Genomic DNA, 21,969 nt, shown 5'->3' with positions numbered 1-21,969 from the left:
GCGCACTGGCCCGAAGCCCCTGTAGGAGCGGCGCGAGCCGCGACCGCGACCTCGCAGTTGCGTCGCAAGCGCCGTTTCGCGGTCGCAGCTTGCGCAGCTCCTACAGTCGGGCATCCAGCCAACGCTGCGGCGGCCCGCCCCACCCGCCCAGCCGCCCGGGATCGCACCGCCAACGGCCCGCATCGGGCGCCTAAGACCAAAGTATCAGCCGCTTTCGCGCGCCTTTGCCGCGCTGCGCATTGACCCGCCCCGGTCCAGGGGCGACGCTTCCGGGGGTCTTGTCCGGGAGGGTCGTCATGAAAAATGGGCTGGGTAAACTGGGCTGGGCGGCCCTGGCCGTGCTCGGGGCGTTCTGCCTCGGCGTGGTCGCGCTGCGGCGCGGCGAACACATCAACGCCTTGTGGATCGTCACCGCCGCGGTGTCGATCTATCTCGTCGCCTATCGCTACTACTCGCTGTTCATCGCCGACAAGGTGATGCAGCTCGACCCGACCCGGGCCACGCCCGCGGTCATCAACAACGACGGCCTGGACTACGTGCCGACCAACAAGCACGTCTTGTTCGGCCACCACTTCGCCGCCATCGCCGGCGCCGGCCCGCTGGTCGGCCCGGTGCTGGCCGCGCAGATGGGCTACCTGCCCGGACTGCTGTGGCTGATCGTCGGCGTGGTGCTGGCCGGCGCGGTGCAGGACTTCATGGTCCTGTTCGTGTCCAGCCGCCGCAACGGCCGCTCGCTCGGCGATCTGGTGCGCGAGGAGATGGGCCGCATCCCCGGCACCATCGCCCTATTCGGCGCGTTCTTGATCATGATCATCATTCTCGCGGTGCTGGCGATGATCGTGGTCAAGGCGCTGGCGGAAAGCCCCTGGGGCATGTTCACGGTGATCGCGACCTTGCCGATCGCGGTGCTGATGGGCGTGTACATGCGCTACATCCGGCCGGGCAAGATCGGCGAGATCTCCGTGGTCGGCCTGGTGCTGCTGTTGCTGGCGATCTGGTACGGCGGCAAGGTCGCCGCCGATCCGGTGCTGGGCCCGGCCTTCACCTTCACCGCGACCCAGATCACCTGGATGCTGATCGGCTACGGCTTCGTCGCCGCGGTGCTGCCGGTGTGGCTGGTGCTGGCGCCGCGCGACTACCTGTCGACCTTCCTCAAGATCGGCACCATCGTCGGCCTGGCCATCGGCATCCTGATCGTCATGCCCGACCTGCGCATGCCGGCGCTGACCCAGTTCACCGACGGCAACGGCCCGGTGTGGAAAGGCGGGCTGTTCCCGTTCTTGTTCATCACCATCGCCTGCGGCGCGGTCTCCGGCTTCCACGCGCTGATCTCCTCGGGCACCACGCCCAAGCTGCTGGCCAATGAATCGCACATGCGCTACATCGGCTACGGCGGCATGCTGATGGAATCCTTCGTCGCGATCATGGCCCTGGTCGCCGCCTCGGTGATCGACCCGGGCGTGTACTTCGCCATGAACAGCCCGGCCGCGCTGGTCGGCAGCGACGTGCACACGGTCGCGCAGACCATCACCAGTTGGGGTTTCAACGTAACGCCGGAAGTGCTCAACGCCACCGCCGAGGACATCGGCGAACACACCATCCTCGCCCGCGCCGGCGGCGCGCCGACGCTCGCGGTCGGCATCGCCCAGATCCTGCACAACGTGCTGCCGGGCGAGAACACGATGGCGTTCTGGTATCACTTCGCGATCCTGTTCGAAGCGCTGTTCATCCTCACCGCGGTCGATGCCGGCACCCGCGCCGGGCGCTTCATGCTGCAGGATCTGCTCGGCAGCTTCGTGCCGGCGCTGCGCCGCACCGAGGCCTGGGGCCCGAACCTGCTCGCCACCGGCGGCTGCGTCGCGATGTGGGGTTATTTCCTCTACCAGGGCGTGGTCGACCCGCTCGGCGGCATCAACACCTTGTGGCCGCTGTTCGGCATCGCCAACCAGATGCTCGCCGGCATCGCGCTGATGCTGTGCACGGTGGCCTTGTTCAAGATGAAGCGCGACCGCTACGCCTGGGTCACCATCGTGCCGACGGTGTGGCTGCTGATCTGCACCACCTTCGCCGGCCTGATCAAGATCTTCGACTCCAACCCGGCGGTGGGCTTCCTCGCCCAGGCCCGCAAGTACAGCGACGCCATCGCCCGCGGCGAAGTGACCGCGCCGGCCAAGAGCATCGAGCAGATGCACCAGATCATGGTCAACAGCTACGTCAACACCGGTTTGACCGCGCTGTTCCTGTTCGTGGTGTTCAGCGTGCTGGTGTACTCGCTCGGCGCGATCATGAAGGCCCGCGCCAACCCGCAGCGCAGCGACCGCGAATCGCCGTACGTGGCGCTCAAGCCGCACGAAATGGAGGGCGTGTGATGGGCACCGCACTGGTTCCGGTCGGCCAATACCAATCGTTCAAGCGCGCCTGGCGGCGCATCGTGCAGACCGCGCGGCTGTGCTGCGGGGTGCCGGACTACGACAACTACGTGCGCCACCTGATGGAGAAGCATCCGGAGCGGCCGATTCCGGATTACGCGACGTTTTTTCGCCAGCGGCAGGAAGCGCGGTATGGCGGGGGGCGGATTGGGTGCTGTTGAGGTCGTTGCGGCGCGGTACTTAGGAAACGACAAGGGCCGCCTTCGGGCGGCCCTTGTCTTTGAGGGGTGCACGCTTTTTTAGAGCGGCATGCCTCTCTCCTACCGTCATTCCCGCGAACGCGGGCTCTGCTTTACTTCGGCGGAGCCGAACATCCAGGACTTCACTGCAGCACAACTCTGAAGTCTCTGGATTCCCGCCTTCGCGGGAATGACGGTAGGAGAGGTTTGCGTTAGCCCCAGAAAACGACGCTGCCTCGCGATCTCCCTGTAGGAGCGGCGCGAGCCGCGACCGCGAAACCGCAGTGGCGTCGTAAGCGTAGTGTCGCGGTCGCGGCTCGCGCCGCTCCTACAGTCGGACATCCAGCGAGCGCACCGCGCCTATTCGCATTCCCAACGCGGAACCACGGCGAAGCGCGCGGACTCGAACGCCGGATAGACCGACAACGCCCGCTCGGCGACATCCTCATCGATCATCCCCGTGGAATCGTCCTCCACCGGCTCGGCAGCCGCCGCCAGCGCGCGCAACGCATTCGCCGCCGCTTCCGGCAGGTAACCGGCGGCGGCCGCAAAGTCGGCCAGCACGCAGTCGCGCGCCTGCGCCGGAGAAAAATCGTCCAGCAGATGCTCGAAGTCGAGCGCGCTTTCCACCAGCCGGGCGAATACGAACTGCTCGAAGGACGCCGCCTCCATCGCGCTGTCGCCGCGGTCGTGCCAGATCATGCCGGCCCCGGCCGCCTCGCCCGCGGCGGTGCGCATCAGGCAATAAGCATCGCCGGCGCCGGAGATCGCGAACGGCAGGAACGCGCGGCCGTCCTGGAAGCGCGGATGCAGCCATTCCTCGGCGATCCGCGCCGCCTGCGCCGCGTCGATCCATTCGAAGTCGTAGACGCTGGACAGCAGCGGCTGCGCGCGCAACGTGTACTCGCGCCAGTTCGCCTGCCAGTCCTCGCGGCTCGCGCCGTAGCGCGTGCATCCGTCGGCCAGCAACCGCGCCAGCATCGGCGGCAGGGCGATGCCGCAGTGCGCGGCCAAGGTTTCGAAGGTAGGCGTCATGCATGTGCTCCCCTATCGGCGAACAGTATGCGCCCAGCCGCGACGCTGTCTCGCGCGCCCCCTGTTGGAGCGGCGCGAGCCGCGACCGCGACACCGCGCTTGCGTCGTAGGTGCGGTGTCGCGGTCGCGGCTTGCGCCGCTCCTACAGGAGGGACTTCAAGCCGGCGACGCGCCGGCGAGCGAGCGCAGGGTGATGCCGACGAGATAGGCCAGGCCGGTGCCGGTCGCATAGCCCAGCGTGCCGAGCAAGGCGCCGACCGGCGCCAGCGAGGGATGGAAGGCCGAGGCCACCACCGGCGCCGAGGCTGGCCCGCCGATGTTGCTTTGCGAGCCGATGGCGAAATAGAACAGCGGCACTTTCAGCAAACGGCCCACGCCCCACAGGATCGCGATGTGCACGGCGATCCAGATGATGCCCAGCGCGAACAGCCAGGGCTTGTCGAGCAGCGCCAGGATGTCCATCTGCAGGCCGATGCAGGCGATCAGGAAGTACAGCAGCAGGCTGCCGATCTTCGACGCGCCGGCACCTTCGAGTTCGCGCGCGCGGGTGAAGCTCAAGGCCAAACCTGCGAAGGTCGACACCGCCACCACCCAGAAGAACGGCTCGTGCAGGCTCACCGTGCGCGCCCACGACACGTTGGCGCCGAACCAGGCCGAGAGCGGCCCGGCCACCGCATGCGCCAGGCCGACCACGCCGAAGGCGATGCCGATGATCATCGCCAGATCGGTCAGGCTGGCCACGCGTTCGTGCTGGGCGCGGAAATCCTCGATCCGGCGTTTGAGTTCCTCGATGCCGCTGACGTCGGCGCCGCTGCGCGCGTCGATGGCCTGGGCGCGGCTGGCCATAAAGATCAGCGCCGCCATCCACACATAGCCCACGCCGACGTCGACCACGGCGAACTGGCCGAAGGTGGTCGCGTCGACCTGGAAGATCTCCTTCATCGCCAGCATGTTGGCGCCGCCGCCGATCCAGCTGCCGGCCAGCGCAGCCATGCCGCCCCAGGTATCGCCGGCCACGGTTTCCGGGTGCACCTCGCGCATGACCACGAAGGCGACCACCGCGCCGAGCATCACGCTGAGCGAGGACACCGCATACATCAGCAGCAGCTTGGGGCCGAGCTTGAGCACGCCCTTGAGATCGATGGTCAGGGTCAGCAGCACCAGCGCCGCCGGCAGCAGCACGCGGCTGGCGACCGGGTTGTAGAGCTTGGTGTTGTTGCCGTCGACCAGGCCGATGGTGTTGTAGATGCCGGGAATGAAGTAGCACAGCAGCAGCGCGGGGACGAAGGTGTAGAACTTCTTCCAAAAACCGGTCTGCTGCGCGGAAGTCCAGAACACCAGGCCCAGGGTGGCGGCGATCAGGCCGAGGACGACGATGTCGTTGCTGATGAGCGCCGTGCGGGCGGTGTCGGGCATTCGGGGTTCCCCCTGGGCGTAGGCGACCTCGCTTTTACTTCGGAACGGCGCCGGCGGGCAAGGGCCGGTGGTGTTGGGGCGCGAGTTCAGGTGGCGGCTGTCGCGTAGCTGTCGCCCGAAGCCCCTGTAGGAGCGGCGCAAGCCGCGACCGCGAAACCACGCATACGTCGCAAGTGCGATGCCGCGGTCGCAGCTCGCGCAGCTCCTACAGTCGGATACGAATCTACGCTGAGATCGGATACAAACAAAAACACGAAGGCCGCCCGGAGGCGGCCTTCGTGCATGCACGGCACTGTGCGCTTACTGACCGATGTGCTGCTTCAGCCAGCCGTTGACCGTGTCGTGCCACAGCACGCTGTTCTGCGGCTTGAGCACCCAGTGGTTCTCGTCCGGGAAGTACAGGAACTTGGACTCGATGCCCTGGCGCTGCAGCGCGGTGAACACGCCGATGCCCTGCTCGACCGGGATGCGGAAATCCTGCTGGCCGTGGATGACCAGCATCGGCACCTTCCAGTCCTTGACGTGGTTGACCGGGTTGAACTTCTCGTACGCCGCCGGCTTGTCGAACGGCGTGCCGCCCTGCTCCCACTCGGTGAACCACAGCTCTTCGGTGGCGTAGCCCATCATGCGCTGGTCGAACACGCCGTCGTGGCTGACCAGGCACTTCCACGGCTGGTTCCAGTTGCCGGCGATCCAGTTGACCATGAAGCCGCCGTAGGACGCGCCCAGCGCGCAGGCCTTGTCGCCGTCGAGGAAGGAATACTTCTTCTGCGCCGCGGCCCAGCCCTTTTGCAGGTCTTCCAGCGGACGGTCGCCCCAGTGCTGGCTGATCGCGTCGGTGAAGGCCTGGCCGTAACCGGTGGAGCCGTGGAAATCGATCATCACCACCGCATAGCCTTGGCCGGCGTAGGTCTGCGGATTCCAGCGATAGCTCCAGCCGTTGCCGAAGCTGCCCTGCGGGCCGCCGTGGATCAGGAACGCGACCGGATACTTCTTGCCTTCCTGGTAATTCCACGGCTTGACCACGTAGCCGTAGACGCTGTCGCCGTTCCAGCCCTTGAACTCGAACTGCTCGAAGTCGCCGAACTTCACGCCCGGCAGGATCTCCGACGCGCTCGGGGTGATCGCGCGCTCCGGCTCGCCGTCGAGGCCGCCGACGAAGATCTGGTCGCCGCTCTTGAGCGTGTTGCGGGTGAAGGCGAAGGTCTTGCCGGCCAGCGTCGGCGAATTCACCGTGCCGTCGGCGATCAGGCGGGTGGCCTTGCCGCTGGCGATGTCGACGCCGAACAGCGGCTGCTGGCCGAGGTCTTCGGTGGTGGTGTAGATGGTCTTGCCGTCGGCCGACAGCACGATGTTGGAAGCCGAGCGATCCCACTGCGGCGCGATCTCGCGCGCCTTGCCGCTGGCCAGGTCGAGCTCCATCAGACCAAAGCGGTCGGCCTCGAAGCCCGGGCGCTTCATCGCGCGGTAGTACAGGGTCTTGCCGTCGGCGCTGAACACCGCGCCGGTGTCCCAGGCCGGGTTCGACGCGGTCAGGTTCTTGGCCGCGCCGCCGTCGGCGCCGACCAGGTACAGATCGAAGTTGGTCGACCACGGTTCCTTGGCGTCGGCCTTGCGCGCGCTGAACACCAGCGAGCGGCCGTCGGGCGACCAGGTGTATTCGCTGCTGTCGCCGAACGGACGCGACGGGACATCGCCGATGACTTCGCCGCTGATCAGCTTGGCGGACGAAGCGGTCTTGCCCGCGGCCGGCAGGTCGGTCACGAACAGGCGGTTCAGGCGGCCGTCGTTCCACGCATCCCAGTGGCGGATGAACATGCGATCGAACACCTTGCCCGTGGCCTTGCTCTTCTCGGCCGCGTCGAGCTTCTTCTTGCTGCAGGCCAGGTCGGCCGCGCAATCGACATAGGCCTCGGCGTTGAACGCCACGCGCTTGCCGTCGGGCGAAATCTGGAAGCCGCCGACGTCGCCGTCGAACGCGGTCAGCTGCTTCGGCGCGCCGCCGGCGAGCGGCAGCGAGTACAGCTGCGAGCTGCCGCCCTTGCTGCTGAGGAAGTAGACGGTCTTGCCGTCGGGCGAAAACGCCGGCGAATTGACGTTCCAGCCTTCCGGCGTGAGGCGCTTGGGCGGCGCTGCGTCGCGCGCGAACAGGTCTTCGATCCACAGCGAAGTGGCCGACTTGTTGGCGGCGTAGTCGACCGTGCGCTTGGCGAACACCAACTGGCGGCCGTCGGCCGACAGGGTCGGCGCGGAATAGCGGTCCATGCTCGCCATGTCGCGGATCTGCAGGCCTTGCGGCGCGGGCGGCGTGAGCGAGAGAGCCGGCGCGGATGCGCAGGCCAGCGACAGGGCCAGCGGCAGGAGGGCGTGGCGTGGCGTCATGGCGAACCTCTGAACGTTGAACGGTGATCGATACGGAAAACGGCGGCGCAGCGCGCGGCCGGCGTGCGATGGGCAGTGCGCAAACGCGACGGCCCGGCATCGCTGCCGGGCCGTCGCGCCGAACTCATTCTTGCGGATTGGCGGGAGAAATCGCCGCGTTCTTGCTGCTGCGGTAGAACAGCCACACCACCGCCGCCAGCACCGCCAGACCGACCAGCGGGCCGAAGTGCAGCGCTTCGGGCAGCGCCAGCACGTTGCGGTTGCTGGTGAGCACGATCGGGAACGCAATCGCGATGCCCATCAGCGCCTCGCCGGTGATCAGGCCGGCGGCGAACAGGGTGCCCGGGCGATGCACGCGATCGTGCTCTTCCTCGGTGCTGTTCGCGGTCAGGCCGCGGCGGCGGCCGACGATGTGCGAGAGCAGGCCGCCGAGGAAGATCGGCACCATCAGCTCCAGCGGCAGGTAGATGCCGATCGCCGCGGCCAGCACCGGCACGCGGAACTTGGCCTTGCGCGACTTCAGCCATTCGTCGAAGGCGATGATGACCGCGCCGATGCCGGCGCCGATGCCGATCATCGTCCACGGCAGCTCGCCGCCGAACAGGCCCTTGGCGACCGAGGCCATCAGCGTGGCCTGCGGCGCGGCCAGGGAGTTGGGATGCTCCGGCGTCGGCGCGCCGATGCCGTAGGCGGCGGCGAGCAGGTTCAGCACCGGCGCCATGATCAGCGCGCAGGAGAACGCGCCGATGCCGAGCATCAGCTGCTGCTTCCACGGCGTGGCGCCGACGATGTAGCCGGCCTTGAGATCCTGCAGGTTGTCGCCGCCGACCGCAGCCGCGCAGCACACCACCGCGCCGATCATGATCGCGGCGACCGCGCCGATGGGCGAGTCGCGGCCCAGCATCAACACCAGCACCGCCGAAGCGAACAGGATGGTGGAGATGGTGATGCCCGAGACCGGGTTGTTGGACGAACCGATCAGGCCGGCGAGATACGCCGACACCGATACGAACAGGAAGCCGGCGACGATCATGATGATGGTCATCGGCACGCTGACGAACCAGTTGCCGACGATGGCCTGGTACAGCAGCAGCAGCGGCAGGACGAAGCCGACCAGCGCGACCAGCATCCACTTCATCGGCAGGTCGCGGTCGGTCTCGGCGACTTCGCCGACGGCGGCGCTCTTGCGCGCCGCGGCCAGGCCGCTCTTGACGCCCGACAGCAACGACTTGCGCAGCGAGAACAAGGTCCACACGCCGCCGATCAGCATGGTGCCGACGCCGAGGTAGCGCACCTTCGCCGACCAGATCGCGCCGCCGACATCGGCCGCGCTGGCGCCGGCGATCTTCGCCGCCAGCACCGGATCGGAGTCGAGGAAGAACATGTGGTAGATCGGAATGGCGAACTGCCACGACAGGATCGAACCGGACACCACCACGATGCCGACGTTGAGGCCGACGATGTAGCCCACGCCGATCAGCGCCGGCGACAGGTTGGTGCCCATGTAGCCCAGGTACTTGCCCATGAAGCCGGAGATCACCGCGTTGTCGGGGATCAGCTTCATGCCGCTTTCGGCGGCGAGCTTGAGCAGCGCGCCGATGCCGCCGGCCAGGCCGAGGATCTTCATGCCCGGGCCCGGGTTCTCGCCGGCCTTGAGCACTTCGGCCGCGGCCTTGCCTTCGGGGAAGGGCAGCGGGTCTTCGACGATCATCGAGCGGCGCAGCGGCACCGAGAACAGCACGCCGAGCAAGCCGCCGAGGCCGGCGATGGCGAGCACCCACGAGTAACGGAAGTCCTGCCAGTAGCCCAGGATCACCAGCGCCGGAATGGTGAAGATGACGCCGGCGGCGATCGAGGAACCGGCCGAGGCGCCGGTCTGGACGATGTTGTTCTCCAGGATGGTGCCGCCGCCGAGCAGGCGCAGCACGGCCATGGAGATCACCGCGGCCGGGATCGCGGTGGCGATGGTCAGGCCGGCGAACAGGCCCAGGTAAGCGTTGGCGGCGGCCAGGATCACCGCGAGGAACACGGAGAGCAGGACGGCGCGGAAGGTCAATTGGGGCTGCTTGGCGGGTGAGGCCATCGGCGTCTCCATCGCGGGTGGTCGGGCGGTGCGGCGGCGTATGCGAACGCTCGTCCGGCGAGGCCGGGGGCGAAGCAATCCGCCGATGATCGCATCCGCTGCGCCCGCCTGTAAAAGTGCACTGCGGCAAACCGCGGGATTGGGCAAAAAGCCTGCGCGTTTGCATGAATAGGCCTATTCCCCGGGGTTTTCGGGAAATCCGGCGCCGCGGCCCGGTGCCGGGGCCCGCATTTGCAGGAGGGACTTCAGTCGCGAGGCTCTTGTTTCAGCCAGAACCGGACTTGCGGGCGCCGGATCGGAAAGCTTCGGGACTGAAGTCCCTTCCGCAAAATCGGGCTTGCCGGCGCCTGATCGGACAGCGTCGGCACTGAAGTCCCTCCCACAAAACCCGCCCATGCGGGCCCCGGCCGGCGCGGCCTATACTCCGCCCTCCCCGCCTGGCTCGTACCGGAATCCGCTAGTGCCCGCAGCAAGCCCCTCCGCTTCCGCGCCGCTCGCCGCGCGCGACGACGATTTCCTCGGCCATCCCAAAGGCCTGTACGTGTGCTTCTTCACCGAGATGTGGGAACGCTTCTCCTTCTACGGCATGAAGGCGCTGTTGCTGCTGTATCTGCTCAAGTACCACTTGTTCGGCGACAACGCCGGCTACGACCTGATCGGCGCTTACGGCGGCCTGGTCTATGCGGTGCCGGTGATCGGCGGCCTGCTCGCCGACCGTTACCTGGGCATGCGCAAGGCGGTGGTGCTCGGCGGCGTGCTGCTGGTGCTGGGCCACATGGGCATGGCCTACGAAGGCCACGCAGCGAAGATGATCGACGGCAAGGTCGTGCGCGACGAAGTGGCGATGCAGGTGTTCTATCTGTCGCTGGCGCTGATCATCGCCGGCGTCGGCTTCCTCAAGCCCAACATCTCCACCATCGTCGGCAAGCTCTACGCCGCCGACGATCCGCGCCGCGATTCGGGCTTCACCTTGTTCTACGCCGGCATCAACGTCGGCGCGCTGTTCTCCTCGCTGATCTGCGCGTTCCTGGGCGAAACCTACGGTTGGAAGTACGGCTTCGGCGCCGCCGGCATCGGCATGGTCGCCGGGCTGGCGACCTTCCTGTGGGGCCAGCGCTATCTGCGCGGCCACGCCGAGCCGCCGGATCCGGCGCGGCTGCGCGAGAAAGTCGAAGGCCTGTCGCGCGAGACCTGGATCTATCTGGGCAGCGCCGGCGGCGTGCTGATGTTGTGGGGCACGATCCAGTTCGCGTCGCAGGTCACGCTCAAGCTCGGCGACATCAGTTTCACCGCGGCGCTGGGGATCATGCTCGCCACCTTGCTGGTGTTCCTGATCTGGTTCTTCGGCTTCATCGCCCGCCAGTGCAGCAAGGTCGAGCGCGAGCAGATGCTGGCGCTGGTGGTGCTGATCCTGGCGGTGCTGATCTTCTTCACCCTGTACGAGCAGACCTACGGCTCGTGGGTGACCTTCAACGACCGGCTGATGACCAAGGACATGTTCGGCGTGGTCGCGGCGGCCGGCTACAAGCCGCCGCTGCCGTGGTCGTTGTTCTCGATGGCCGCCAGCCCGATTCTGATGGTCGCCGCGCTGGTGGCCAGCGACCGCGGCCGCCACGGCCTGGCCAAAACCTTGGTCGCGCTGCTGGTGCTCGGCCTGGGCCTGGCCACCGCTCACGACGTGGTGCTGGTGCCGCAGACCGCCGGCTCGCTGACCTACCTGGGCCCGTTCTTCCTGGTGGTACTGGCGCCGCTGTTCTCGTGGCTGTGGCCGTGGCTGGCGCGGCGCGGGCGCAACCCGAGCAAGCCGGTGACGATGTCGCTCGGCCTGATCTTCGCCGGCCTGTCGTTCCTGCCGCTGGTGGCCGCGGCCAAGATCGCCGGCGGCGGCGAGATGTCGAGCGTGTGGTATCTGGTGCTGGCCTATCTGGTGCTCGAAATCGGCGAGATGTGCCTGTCGCCGCTCGGCATGTCGGCGGTGACCCAGTTGTCGGTGGCGCGCGTGGTCGGGCTGATGATGGGCGCGTTCTGGCTGTCGACCGCGTTCTCGGAAGTGTTGGCCGCGCAGTTGGCGAAGATCGCCTCGGTCGAGATTCCCGAAGGCGGCACGATCGACATGGTCTCGGCGGCGGCCAAGTACGGCGAGTTGTTCTCGATGCTGACGTGGCTGGGGATCGGCTCGGGCGTGGTGTTCCTGCTGCTGTCGCCGTGGTTGAAGCGGTGGATGCACGGGGTGAAGTGACCGCGTCTGGTGCGGCCACGAAAAAGGGCGCCGCTGGGCGCCCTTTTTTGTTCGTGCGGATCGGGTTGGTGGGAATCGGGGTTCCGGCGCGATCTGAATCTGCGCGGTCGCGGCTCGCGCCGCTCCTACATGGGCTCCCTGTAGGAGCGGCGCGAGCCGCGACCGCGACACCACGCTTACGCCGCAACCGCCCTACCCCGGCTTACTTCTTCTCCGCCGCAGTCGCAGCCGCCGGCGCAGGCGCCGCCGTCTTCCCGCCCAGCGACTTCGACAGGAACGCCAGCAAGCGCGAATAGAACTCGCGCTTGTGCGCCGGCTCGTAGAAGCCGTGGCCCTCGGTCTTGTAGTACAGCGACTCCACCGGCACGCCCGCCTCGCGCAGCGCCTTCTCCATGCGCTCGCTGTGCAGCTGCGGCGCGCGCTGGTCTTCGCCGCCGGCGGCGAGGAACACCGGCACCTTGATCTGCGCGGCCAGCCGCGTCGGCGAGACCTTGTCCACCGCCTCAGGCGCGCCGATCCATTCGCGCAGGTAAGTCGCGCCCGAACGCGTGTCCTGGGTGTCGCCGCGGGTGTGCATCAGCGGCAAGTCGTACACGCCGACGTAGCCGGCCGCGCACTTGTACAGCGACGGCTCGCGCGCCGCGCCCATCAGCGCCGCATAACCGCCGTAGCTGGCGCCGTAGATGCACACGCGCCCAGCGTCGGCGATGCCCTGCGCGATCGCCCAGCGGGTGGCGTCGGTGACGTCGTCCTGCATCGTGCCGCCCCACTGGCGTCGGCCGGCTTCGACGAAGTCGTCGCCATAGCCGCTGGAGCCGCGGAAATTCACCTGCAGCACCACATAGCCGGCCGCGGCCAGCAACTGCGCGTCGTCATCGAACTGCCAGCGGTCCTGGATGTTGTACGGCCCGCCGTGCGGCATCACCACCATCGGCAGCGACTTGCCTTCGCTGCCCTTGGGCAGGGTCAGATAACCGTGCAACGCCAGCCCGTCGCGCGCGCGCAGTTCCACCGGCTTGACCGTCGCCATATTGGCCGGATCGAACCAGGTGCGCCGGCTGATCACATGCGTGGCGTTCTTGTTCTTGTTGTCGAACAGGAAGATGTCGCCGGGGTTGCGGTCGTTCCACACTTCCACCAGCGACAGTTCGCCGTCGGCGCTGGAGGAGGTGATGCGCACCGCATCGCCCGGGAACGCCGCTTCCAGGCTCTTGTACTGGCGCGCCTCGGGCGAGTTCTTGTCGAAGAACACCGTGCGCGGCTTGCCGTTGGCGAAGAACGCGCCGACCGGGACGCGGCTGTCGTTGCGGTAGATGATCCGGTCCGGATCGGCGACCGGGTCGCGCAGCAGTTCGCTGCGCTTACCGCTGGCGACGTCGTAGGCGACGATGGCGTCGGGCCCCTTGGCGTGCTCGGTGCGGAAGTAGGCGGTCTTGTCGTCGGCGGAGAAGCCGATCGGCAGGTCCATGCCCTCGACGCCGTCGTCGTCGCCGGCGATCTGCTTCCACGGCGCATCGGCGTTGGCGCGATAGAACAGCTTGCGCAGGCGGTCGCTGCCGAAACCGTAGGCGAAGCGGACCACGCCGGCGTTGTCGGTGGCGAAGCGGGTGTTGCGCACCGGCGACAGCGCGATCAGGTTGCGCTGGCCGGTGAACACGTCCAACCGCTCCGCGCGCGAATACGCGTCGGCGGTGAACGGCTGCACCGAGATCACCACCGAGCGCTCCTCGCCCGGCAGTTCGTCGACCAGGAACGCGGCCACGTCCTCGACCTTCTTGGGCTGGATGCGGGTACCGGCGCCGCGGCTGGCGACGCGGTAGCCGACCAGCACATCGGCGCCGCTGCCGTTGGCGTTGATCGCGTAGATCTCGCCGGTCGGGATCGGCTCGTCGCGCGAGCCGAGCTTCTGCGCCATGCCCATCAGCACGCGCGTGGGGCTGACCCACTGAAAATCGTCGACGTGGTTGTGTTTGCCCAGGCGGAAGGTGCCGGTGCGCTTGAGCCCGTCGCGGCTGAAGATCACCAGCGCGGTCTCGTTTTCCAGCGGCACCGATGCCGCGTAGAACTCGCCGGTCGGCGAGAGCTTGATGTCGCCGATGGTGTCGGGCTTGACGAAGCCCTCGATGTCGAAGGTGCCCGCGGCGGGCGCCTGGGCGTAGGCCGGCGCGGCCGACAGCGCCAGCGCGGCGGCCAGCGCCGGCCACAGCCGCGAACCGGAATATGCTGCGCGCGCGCCGATGCGCGCGACCCGGGCCGCCGCATCGCGGCCGGCCGATCGTGACCACAACTGCATGATCTGTCCCCCTGCTCCAGAGTGCTGAGTGATTGCGGCGGGGCCTGCCGCCCCGCGCACTCGGGCTTCCGCGCCCGTCGGGCGATCTTACGCAATGCCAAGGCGGTCGCAAAACCCGGCCGCGGCGGTCAGCCGGCGCGCAGGCTCAGGCGCGGGCCCTGCTCCGGGGCGTTCGGCTCCTGGAGGTTCGGCTCCTTGAGCTCCGGCGTTTGCGTCGGCGCAGACGGCGGCAACTGCGCCAGCGCGGCAGCGGCCGGCTGGCGCGCGGCCGTCTCGGCGTCCACGCGCACGTGGAAACGCGGCTCGCGGTCGCCGAACGGCGAATACATCAGGAACGCCTGATTTTCTCCCGCCGAGCCGGGCGCGCCGAACGCGATCTGGTCCAGGCGCTGGCAGGCCGGGTCGCGCTTGAATGCCAGCAAGCCGGCGGCGGCGATGTTCTCGCACTGCTGCGAAGGCCAGCGGCCGGTCGCCGCCGCGGCGTCGCGGATGCGCTCGAACGCGGCGCGGTCGGCGGGGTCGTTCAGCGTCGCTGGCGATGTCGGCGCGGCCGATGAGTTCGATCCGCTCGGCGCGGCAGGTTGCGGCGTCTTGTCGATGTAGCGGCGATAGTCGTGCAGATAAGCGTCGCGATGGGTGCTGCGCCCGTCGCCGTTCTCGTCCGGCGGCGGATGCGGCCGGGTGTAGGGCGTATCGGCCACGCGCGCGGCGATACGCGCCACGACCTGTTCGCGATCCAGTTCGCCGCGATCCCATTGCCGATACAACTGGGCCAGCTCGATCCCCTGCAGATAGCCGATGGAGTTGAACGGCATCGCGCTCTTGAACGCCGGCTCCTCGCGCAGGTCGCGGAAGATCGGGAAGGCGTTGAAGATCGCCTCGGCCTCCAGGCGCGAACGATAGGCGACGTAGTCGTCCTTCGACCCGCCGGCGAACGGCGTGACCCCGGTGTTGAAGCGGTCGTGGCCGATTTCGTGGGCGAGCGTGCCGAACATGCGCAGCAGGCCGTATTCGGTGGGGCCGTGTTTCTGGATGTTTTCCCACTCATTACGATCGAATGCGATGAACGGCGGATCTCGCGGGAAATACGCCGGCAAGCCGACCTCCTGGCTCATGTCGAACTCTCCGCCGTTGCGGAAAAATCCGGCGAAGTCGCTCACCGCGTTCGGCGAGGCCAGGATCCACGACCTGAGCGTCAGCGGGAGCTTCTGGAAGTCGTCGTTGTTCTTGACCTCCTGTGCGTCCCGCTCGAGCGAAGTCGCGCTCATGGCCTGGCAACTCGGGCGGGACGGATATGCACGGTCTTGACGCAGCGGTAGGTCGCCGGCTCAGTATCGAATCGCACGACCATGCCATTGGCTGTCGCCCGATACCATTTGCCGACGTCGGAGCCGTGAGCATCCTGGGTACCGGGCTGCTCGGTCGCCCCCGCCAGTTCGGCAGCCTCGATCGCGGTAAAACACGACGACAACTCGAATCCGATGTCGACGGCACCGGATTTTCCTCTGATCATGGCGAAGCTCAGCACCGTGCCATCGGCCAAACGCAGCGGCCCGTCGCCGCTGTATTGCTGGTCGGCGAACATCCGCATGGCGAAACTTCGATGCAACTCGGCGACCAGCCGGTCGCGTCCCGGTTGCCCCTCCAGCGGCCAGCGCAATATCGATGCGGCGCTGAGTTGCGATGCCCTGGCAGAGGGACTCCCGGCTGACGCATCGACACTGCGATTGGCCGCGCAAGCCGCCAGCGCCATCGAGAAACAAAGCGCCACCACCACTCTCGCAAAATACGGCCTCATCCGACCTCCCTGCCGCCGCCCGCGAATGGGAGCGACTTACGCAGAATCGCCCTGATCGAACGCTCGCCGCAAGCCCTCTTGCCAGCCAGGTACATCCAACGCGTACTCGTTGCGCAAGCATTGCGTATCGAGCACCGAGTATGCCGGCCGCTGCGCCGGCGTCGGATAGTCGGCGGTGGCGATCGCGGTCACCCGCGGCGCACGCGCGAGCAGGCCGCGCGCGACGGCTTCGGCGAAGATCGCCTCGGCGAAACCGTGCCAGGTGGTCTCGCCTGCGGCGGCCAGATGGCGCACGCCGGAATCGACGATGCCGCGTTCGAGGATCCGCGCCACCGCGTCGGCCAGCAGCCAGGTCGGGGTCGGCGAGCCGCGCTGGTCGGCGACCACGCGCAACTCGTCGCGTTGCGCGCCGACGCGCAGCATGGTGCGCAGGAAGTTCTGGCCGTGCGTCGCCGCGTACACCCAGGCGGTGCGCAGGATCAGATGGCGCGCGCCGCTGGCCGCGATCGCGCGCTCGCCGTCGAGCTTGCTGCGGCCGTAGACGTTCAGCGGCGCGGTCGCGTCGTCTTCGCGATACGGCCGCGCGCCGCGGCCGTCGAACACGTAGTCGGTGGAGAAGTGGATCAGGCCGATGCCGGCCTCGGCGCAGGCTTGCGCCAAGCGCCCCGGCGCGATCGCGTTGATCGCCTGCGCCGGTTCCGGCTCCGATTCGGCGCGGTCCACCGCGGTGTAGGCCGCGGCGTTGACCACGTGATCCGGCCGCAACCGCCGCAGCAGCGGCGCGATCGCCTCGGCATCGCTCAGGTCCAGCGTTTCGCATTCGCCGCCGTCGGCGAGCCGCCCGCTGCGCGTGGTCGCCAGCACCTGCGCGCAGGCCGCCAGACGCCGGCGCAGGTCAGTGCCGACCTGGCCGTCGCCGCCGACCACCAGCACCCGGCCCAGGTTCGCCGCCAGGCTCACGGCGCGTAGACCGGCAAGCGGTCCTCGGCCACCTCGCGCAGCAGCGGCGCGGCCTGGTCCTTGGCCGAGAGCAGCGGCTCGCTGAGTGGCCAGTCGACGGCCAGTTCAGGATCGTCCCAGCGGATGCCGGCGTCGGCCTGGGCATCGTAGGTCTCAGTGCACAGATAGGTGAATACCGCACGCTCGCTGAGTACGGCGAACCCGTGAGCGAAGCCCTCGGGGATCAGGAAATGGCGCTTGTTCTCGCCGCTGAGCACCGTCGCAGTCCAGCGACCGAAGTGCGGCGAGCCGCGGCGGATGTCGACCGCCACGTCGAAGACCTCGCCTTCGAGCACCGACACCAGCTTGCCTTGCGGCTTGGGCCACTGGTAGTGCAGGCCGCGCAGCACCCCGCGCGCGGACGAGGACACGTTGCCCTGGACGTACTGCGGGTGCAGGCCGGCCTCGGCCAGCTTGTCCCGATTGAAGGATTCGTAGAAATAGCCGCGGGCGTCGCCGAACACGCGCGGCTCCAGGATCAGGCAGCCAGGCAATTCGGTTTCGATGATCTTCATGGGAAATTATTGGCGATGCGGAGGGGCGCTGCGGACGATGCGATGCAGACGGTCAAGGCACTGGGCCGCGTTCGATCAAGCTCAGCAGGTATTGGCCGTAGCCGTTCTTGGCCAGCGGACGGGCCAGATCGGTGAGCTGGCCGGCGTCAATCCAGCCGTTGCCGTAGGCGATCTCCTCCGGGCAGCAGATGCGCAGGCCCTGGCGGGTCTCGATGGTCTCGATGAAGTTGGACGCTTCCAGCAGCGACTGGTGGGTGCCGGTGTCGAGCCAGGCGTAGCCGCGACCGAGTTGCTCCAGGTGCAGCGAGCCCTCGTCCAGGTACTTGCGGTTAAGGTCGGTGATCTCCAGCTCGCCGCGCGCCGAAGGCTTGAGCTGGGCGGCGAAATCGCTGGCGCGGCCGTCGTAGAAGTACAGGCCGGTCACCGCATAACGCGAGCGCGGCTTGAGCGGTTTTTCCTCCAGCCCGATCACCCGCCCGTCGGCGTCGAACTCGGCCACGCCGTAACGCTCGGGATCGCTGACCCAGTAGCCGAACACCGTCGCGCCCTCGCGCCGCTCGTCAGCGCGCTTGAGGATCGAGGTCAGGCCCGGGCCGTGGAAGATGTTGTCGCCCAGCACCAGGCAGCTGGGCTCGCCGGCGACGAAGTCGCGGCCGATCAGATAGGCCTGGGCCAGCCCGTCGGGGCTGGGCTGCACCGCGTATTCGATGCGCATGCCCCACTGCGAGCCGTCGCCGAGCAAATGCTGGAACAGCGGCTGCTCGTGCGGGGTGTTGATCACCAGCACCTCGCGGATGCCGGCCAGCATCAGCACGCTGAGCGGGTAATAGATCATCGGCTTGTCGTACACCGGCAACAGCTGCTTGCTGATCGCCTGGGTGATCGGATACAGCCGGGTGCCGGAGCCGCCGGCCAGGATGATGCCCTTGCGGTTCATTCGCTGGTTCCTGGTTGGGGGCCGCTCAGGCCTGTCCGATCCGCTCGAGCCGGTAGCTGCCGTCGAGCACGCGCTGCACCCACGCCTGATTCTGCAGATACCACTCGACGGTGCGCTCGATGCCTTGCTCGAACGTCAGCGTCGGCGCCCAGCCCAGTTCGTTCTTGAGCTTGGAGGCGTCGATGGCGTAGCGGCGGTCGTGGCCCGGGCGGTCGGCGACGAAGGCGATCAGCGACTCGCGCGCGCGGCCGTCGGCAAGCGGGCGGCGCGCGTCGAGCAGCGCGCAGATGGTCTTGACCACGGTCAGGTTGGGGCGCTCGGCGTCGCCGCCGACGTTGTAGGTCTCGCCCACGCGCCCGGCCTCGAGCACGCGCGCGATCGCCGCGCAGTGGTCGCCCACGTACAGCCAGTCGCGCACGTTCATGCCGTCGCCGTACACCGGCAGGCTCTCGCCGGCCAGGGCCTTGGCGATCACCAGCGGGATCAGCTTCTCCGGGAACTGGAACGGCCCGTAGTTGTTGGAGCAGTTGGTGGTCAGCGTCGGCAGGCCGTAGGTGTGGTGGAAGGCGCGCACCAGATGGTCCGAGGCGGCTTTGGAGGCCGAGTACGGCGAATTCGGCGCGTACGGCGTGGTCTCGCTGAACTTGCCGTTCTCGCCGAGCGAGCCGTAGACCTCGTCGGTCGACACGTGCAGGAAGCGGAAGCCGTCGCGGCCGGCGGGATCGAGCGACTTCCAGTAATCGCGCGCCTGCTCCAGCAGGCTCAGGGTGCCGACCACGTTGGTCTGCACGAACGCCGAGGGGCCGTCGATGGAGCGGTCGACGTGGCTTTCGGCGGCGAAGTTGACGATGGCGTCGGGGCGGTGCTCGGCGAGCAGGCGCTTGACCAGCGCGGCGTCGCCGATGTCGCCGTGGACGAAGACATGGCCGTCCGCGCCTTCCAGCGGCGCGAGGGTGTCGCGGTTGCCGGCGTAGGTGAGCAGGTCGAGATTGACGACCTTGACTCCGCGACGCACCGCGTCGAGAACGAAATTGCCGCCGATGAAACCGGCGCCGCCGGTCACGAGCCAGGTGGGCACGCAGGACACTCCTTGGGAATGGCGCCCTTTTGGAAGGGCGCCTTGGAACAACCATGCGGCGGCGCGCGGCGCGACCGGCACGGCGCCGCCGCCCGATCGCGCGTCGCCGCTGCGACGAAGCGCCGATTGTAAGCCCTTCCAGGCTCGCGTCCGAGCCCGCGACCGCCGTACAGACGGCCGGGCGACAGCTTGTGTGCCCCGGCACTTATGCTCCGCGCCAGCGGTTCCACCGCAAATGTGCCCCAGACTGTGAACGCGGCCGCCGCTGCGCTGGAGGCCGGCGCTGCCCTGCGCCCCAATGGGCGGGCGCTGGACGGGCGGGACCGTCATCGAGGCCGTCCGGAACCGTTCATGTCGGGCGGCGATGTTGCCGATGTGGGAGGGACTTCAGTCCCGATGCCCTCGGCTCAGGTCGCGGTGATCGGACACAAAGGCCTCGGGGCTGAAGCCCCTACCACAAGCGACGACCCGCGGCGCGAAGGCTGGCTTCTCGATGTACGGGACGAGGCGGTGATCTTGCTCGTGTGGGAGGGATTTCAGTCCCGACGCTTTCGGCTCAGGCCGCGGCGATCGGACACAAGGGCGTCCGGGCTGAAGCCCCTCCCACAAACTCTGGTCCGTCCTCGCACGGGCTTCCGCTTCGATACGCGGCACGATCTGCAGGAGCTCGCTTCGCCGGCGCAGCGAATGAGCGAAGGTGAGTGAAGCCACCGCCGACGCCGGCGCAGATTCGTATACGCACTCGCCAAGCGCCGACCGGCGCTTTCATTAGCAGTGCGCGCCATGCAGCCGAAGCGATTCGATTGCGGCCGCCATACCGCATCCGCAGGCCTGCGCCGACCGCGCAACGACGCGCGATGACGCTTGTGTTACCGCGGATCGGTGCAAAGCGTGTCCCCTTCGGGACCGTGACGCCGTTATCCGTAGTCGCACAGCCAGCGGCGTATGCTGCGCCGCGCTGCGTACCCGCAACGGGACGCGGCCGGCGAACGGGCGGTGGCCGCCCCCGCCCCGTCCGCTGCGTTAGGAACTAAGCAGGGGCTGATGTCATGGACCGACTCGACGCGGCCGGCCGGATCGCGGATAGCGCGCGGTCTTCGATGGCACTTTGGAGAAGCCGTCTGCTCATGAGCGAATTCACCGCAAGGAATGCGCCGCCTGCGCTCGACCGCAGCGCCGCGATGATCGGCGAATCCGAGCCGTTGCGCCGGGTGCGCGATCAGTTGCGGCGCTACGCCGGCTGCAACGCGCCGGTGCTGATCGAAGGCGAGACCGGCACCGGCAAGGAATTGGCCGCGCGCGAGATCCATTACGCCAGCGCGCGCAATCTGGGCCCGTTCGTGCCGCTGAACTGCGGCGCGCTGCCGGACGCGTTGCTGGAATCGGAACTGTTCGGCCATCGCCGCGGCGCGTTCACCGACGCGCGCAGCAGCGAGCCGGGGCTGGTCGAATACGCGCGCGGCGGCAGCCTGTTCCTGGACGAAATCGATTCGTTGTCGCCGCACGCGCAGACCGCGCTGCTGCGGCTGCTGCAGAACGGCGAGTTCCGCGCGGTCGGCGAGCGCCCGCTGCGCACCGCCGATGTGCGCATCATCGCCGCGACCAACGCCTCGCTCGCCGCCACCGTCGAGGCCGGCCGGTTCCGCCGCGATCTGTACTACCGGCTCAGCCCGCTGTATCTGGTGCTGCCGCCGCTGCGCGAACGCGGCGGCGACCTGCGCCTGCTCGCCCAGCACCTGCTCGACGACGCCGTGCGCCGCCTCGATGGCGCGCCGCGCGGCTGGAGCGACGACGCGCTGCAGGCGCTGGGTCGCCACGACTGGCCCGGCAACGTGCGCGAGCTGGAAAATCTGGTGCTGCGCCTGTGCATGCACTGCGACGAGCGCGTGCTCGACCTCGCCCAACTGGCCCAGGCCGTGCCGGCGATCTGGGGCGGCGCCGCGCCGACCCCCGCCGCGCAACCGCTGGCCGCGCGCGCGTATGGCCAAGACGACGAACGCGGCGAAAGCGGCTTCGCGGCGGCCAAGCGCCGCGCGATCGAACTGTTCGAATACGGCTACCTGACCGAACTGATGCGCCGCGCCGGCGGCAACGTCAGCCGCGCCGCCTTGCTGTCGGGCACCGAACGCCGCCAGCTCGGCAAGATGCTCAAGCGCTACGGCATCGAGCGCCACTGCCCCGACGGCGGTTGAGCTCGCGCCGCGGGCCACGCGCCGCAGGGCGCGACGCCGCCGGGTGTGCACAGAGCAGGCGCCTGATCCTAGCCGCAACGCCTGCGCTTCGATCTGGCGTGCACGCTTCGATCTGGCGTCTTCGCTCAGCCCTGACGCTTGCGCTTCGACCGGGCGCCCGCGGTTCGTCCTGGCGACGACGCTTCCGCTTCGCCGCTACGCATGCGCCCGCATGCAACGTCCACGCCCCGCCGACCTCCCACCACCGTCATCCCCGCGAACGCGGGGATCCAAAGACTTCAGCGCCCTGCCCCGCTAAACCCCACCACACATTCCAGCTCCGAAGCAGACCAATCCATCGCACCACCGCCAAAGCAACGCGCTGAACGAACGCTGCGCACGCACCGCTTCAACA

General features: G+C 68.2%; 16 protein-coding genes and 1 pseudogene. 6 read left to right on the top strand and 11 right to left on the bottom strand.

The genetic code is table 11. From position 1 onward, the window contains the following. The first annotated feature begins 296 nt into the window (after nt 1–296). Together BLU84_RS22315 and BLU84_RS22310 are read left to right on the top strand one after the other, a co-directional pair. Nucleotides 297–2,369: a carbon starvation CstA family protein gene (locus tag BLU84_RS22315; RefSeq protein WP_074872325.1), complete on the top strand. Its 2,073-nt coding sequence runs from the start codon at nt 297–299 to the stop codon at nt 2,367–2,369. Beyond that, nucleotides 2,369–2,590: a YbdD/YjiX family protein gene (locus BLU84_RS22310; RefSeq protein WP_074872322.1), complete on the top strand. Its 222-nt coding sequence runs from the start codon at nt 2,369–2,371 to the stop codon at nt 2,588–2,590. The genes BLU84_RS22315 and BLU84_RS22310 overlap by 1 nt, the downstream gene beginning before the upstream one ends. Before the next feature lie 378 nt (nt 2,591–2,968). Here the strand turns inward: BLU84_RS22310 and BLU84_RS22305 are convergent, their stop codons facing one another. The 4 genes from BLU84_RS22305 to BLU84_RS22290 all read right to left on the bottom strand — a co-directional run bounded on the left by BLU84_RS22305 (nt 2,969) and on the right by BLU84_RS22290 (nt 9,524). Beyond that, nucleotides 2,969–3,643 (bottom strand): hypothetical protein, encoded by a 675-nt coding sequence (locus BLU84_RS22305; RefSeq protein WP_074872320.1) that lies wholly within the window; start codon nt 3,641–3,643, stop codon nt 2,969–2,971. A gap of 156 nt (nt 3,644–3,799) precedes the next feature. Further along, nucleotides 3,800–5,059 (bottom strand): DUF819 family protein, encoded by a 1,260-nt coding sequence (locus BLU84_RS22300; protein WP_074872318.1) that lies wholly within the window; start codon nt 5,057–5,059, stop codon nt 3,800–3,802. Nucleotides 5,060–5,359: 300 nt separating this feature from the next. Beyond that, nucleotides 5,360–7,441, bottom strand: a complete 2,082-nt coding sequence (locus BLU84_RS22295) for an alpha/beta hydrolase family protein (RefSeq protein ID WP_074872316.1) — start codon at nt 7,439–7,441, stop codon at nt 5,360–5,362. 124 nt (nt 7,442–7,565) lie between these two features. Further along, on the bottom strand, nt 7,566–9,524 hold the full coding sequence (locus tag BLU84_RS22290) for an OPT family oligopeptide transporter (protein WP_074872494.1): 1,959 nt from the start codon (nt 9,522–9,524) through the stop codon (nt 7,566–7,568). A gap of 460 nt (nt 9,525–9,984) precedes the next feature. On the opposite strand from BLU84_RS22290, the gene BLU84_RS22285 reads away from it, so the two are divergent. Further along, on the top strand, nt 9,985–11,763 hold the full coding sequence (locus tag BLU84_RS22285; RefSeq protein WP_074872314.1) for a peptide MFS transporter: 1,779 nt from the start codon (nt 9,985–9,987) through the stop codon (nt 11,761–11,763). A gap of 202 nt (nt 11,764–11,965) precedes the next feature. On the opposite strand, the gene BLU84_RS22280 is transcribed toward BLU84_RS22285, so the two are convergent. The 7 genes from BLU84_RS22280 to rfbB form a co-directional block, all read right to left on the bottom strand. Continuing rightward, the gene (locus BLU84_RS22280; RefSeq protein ID WP_083383018.1) at nt 11,966–14,056 is read right to left on the bottom strand and encodes an alpha/beta hydrolase family protein; all 2,091 of its coding nucleotides are present in this window, start codon (nt 14,054–14,056) and stop codon (nt 11,966–11,968) included. Nucleotides 14,057–14,184: 128 nt separating this feature from the next. Then, entirely contained in the window at nt 14,185–15,324 is a 1,140-nt protein-coding gene (locus BLU84_RS22275) for a hypothetical protein (protein WP_074872311.1), read from the bottom strand. Then, complete coding sequence (locus tag BLU84_RS26800; protein ID WP_139175194.1) at nt 15,321–15,854, bottom strand: hypothetical protein; 534 nt, start codon at nt 15,852–15,854, stop codon at nt 15,321–15,323. Before BLU84_RS26800 ends, BLU84_RS22275 begins: the two co-directional genes overlap by 4 nt. A 36-nt stretch (nt 15,855–15,890) precedes the next feature. Next, complete coding sequence (rfbD, locus tag BLU84_RS22265) at nt 15,891–16,808, bottom strand: dTDP-4-dehydrorhamnose reductase (protein ID WP_233431206.1); 918 nt, start codon at nt 16,806–16,808, stop codon at nt 15,891–15,893. A gap of 2 nt (nt 16,809–16,810) precedes the next feature. Further along, the gene (gene rfbC / locus BLU84_RS22260; protein ID WP_074872305.1) at nt 16,811–17,368 is read right to left on the bottom strand and encodes a dTDP-4-dehydrorhamnose 3,5-epimerase; all 558 of its coding nucleotides are present in this window, start codon (nt 17,366–17,368) and stop codon (nt 16,811–16,813) included. Between the two features lie 52 nt (nt 17,369–17,420). Beyond that, nucleotides 17,421–18,305 (bottom strand): glucose-1-phosphate thymidylyltransferase RfbA, encoded by an 885-nt coding sequence (rfbA, locus tag BLU84_RS22255; protein WP_074872302.1) that lies wholly within the window; start codon nt 18,303–18,305, stop codon nt 17,421–17,423. Nucleotides 18,306–18,330: 25 nt separating this feature from the next. Further along, entirely contained in the window at nt 18,331–19,383 is a 1,053-nt protein-coding gene (gene rfbB / locus BLU84_RS22250; RefSeq protein ID WP_074872300.1) for a dTDP-glucose 4,6-dehydratase, read from the bottom strand. 207 nt (nt 19,384–19,590) lie between these two features. Here rfbB and BLU84_RS28895 point away from each other — a divergent pair. From BLU84_RS28895 to BLU84_RS22245, 3 genes and pseudogenes are all read left to right on the top strand, one after another. Then, nucleotides 19,591–19,830 (top strand): annotated as a pseudogene (locus BLU84_RS28895) (DUF6053 domain-containing protein); the annotation flags it as partial. A gap of 77 nt (nt 19,831–19,907) precedes the next feature. After that, nucleotides 19,908–20,084: a DUF6053 domain-containing protein gene (locus BLU84_RS28890; protein ID WP_425479435.1), complete on the top strand. Its 177-nt coding sequence runs from the start codon at nt 19,908–19,910 to the stop codon at nt 20,082–20,084. Nucleotides 20,085–20,510: 426 nt separating this feature from the next. Then, nucleotides 20,511–21,575, top strand: coding sequence for a sigma 54-interacting transcriptional regulator (locus BLU84_RS22245; RefSeq protein WP_233431204.1), 1,065 nt, complete (start codon nt 20,511–20,513; stop codon nt 21,573–21,575). Nucleotides 21,576–21,969: the final 394 nt, after the last annotated feature.

The organism is Lysobacter enzymogenes, from assembly GCF_900106525.1.
GTDB lineage: Bacteria > Pseudomonadota > Gammaproteobacteria > Xanthomonadales > Xanthomonadaceae > Lysobacter > Lysobacter enzymogenes.
This window is presented reverse-complemented; position numbering and strand designations above follow the sequence as displayed.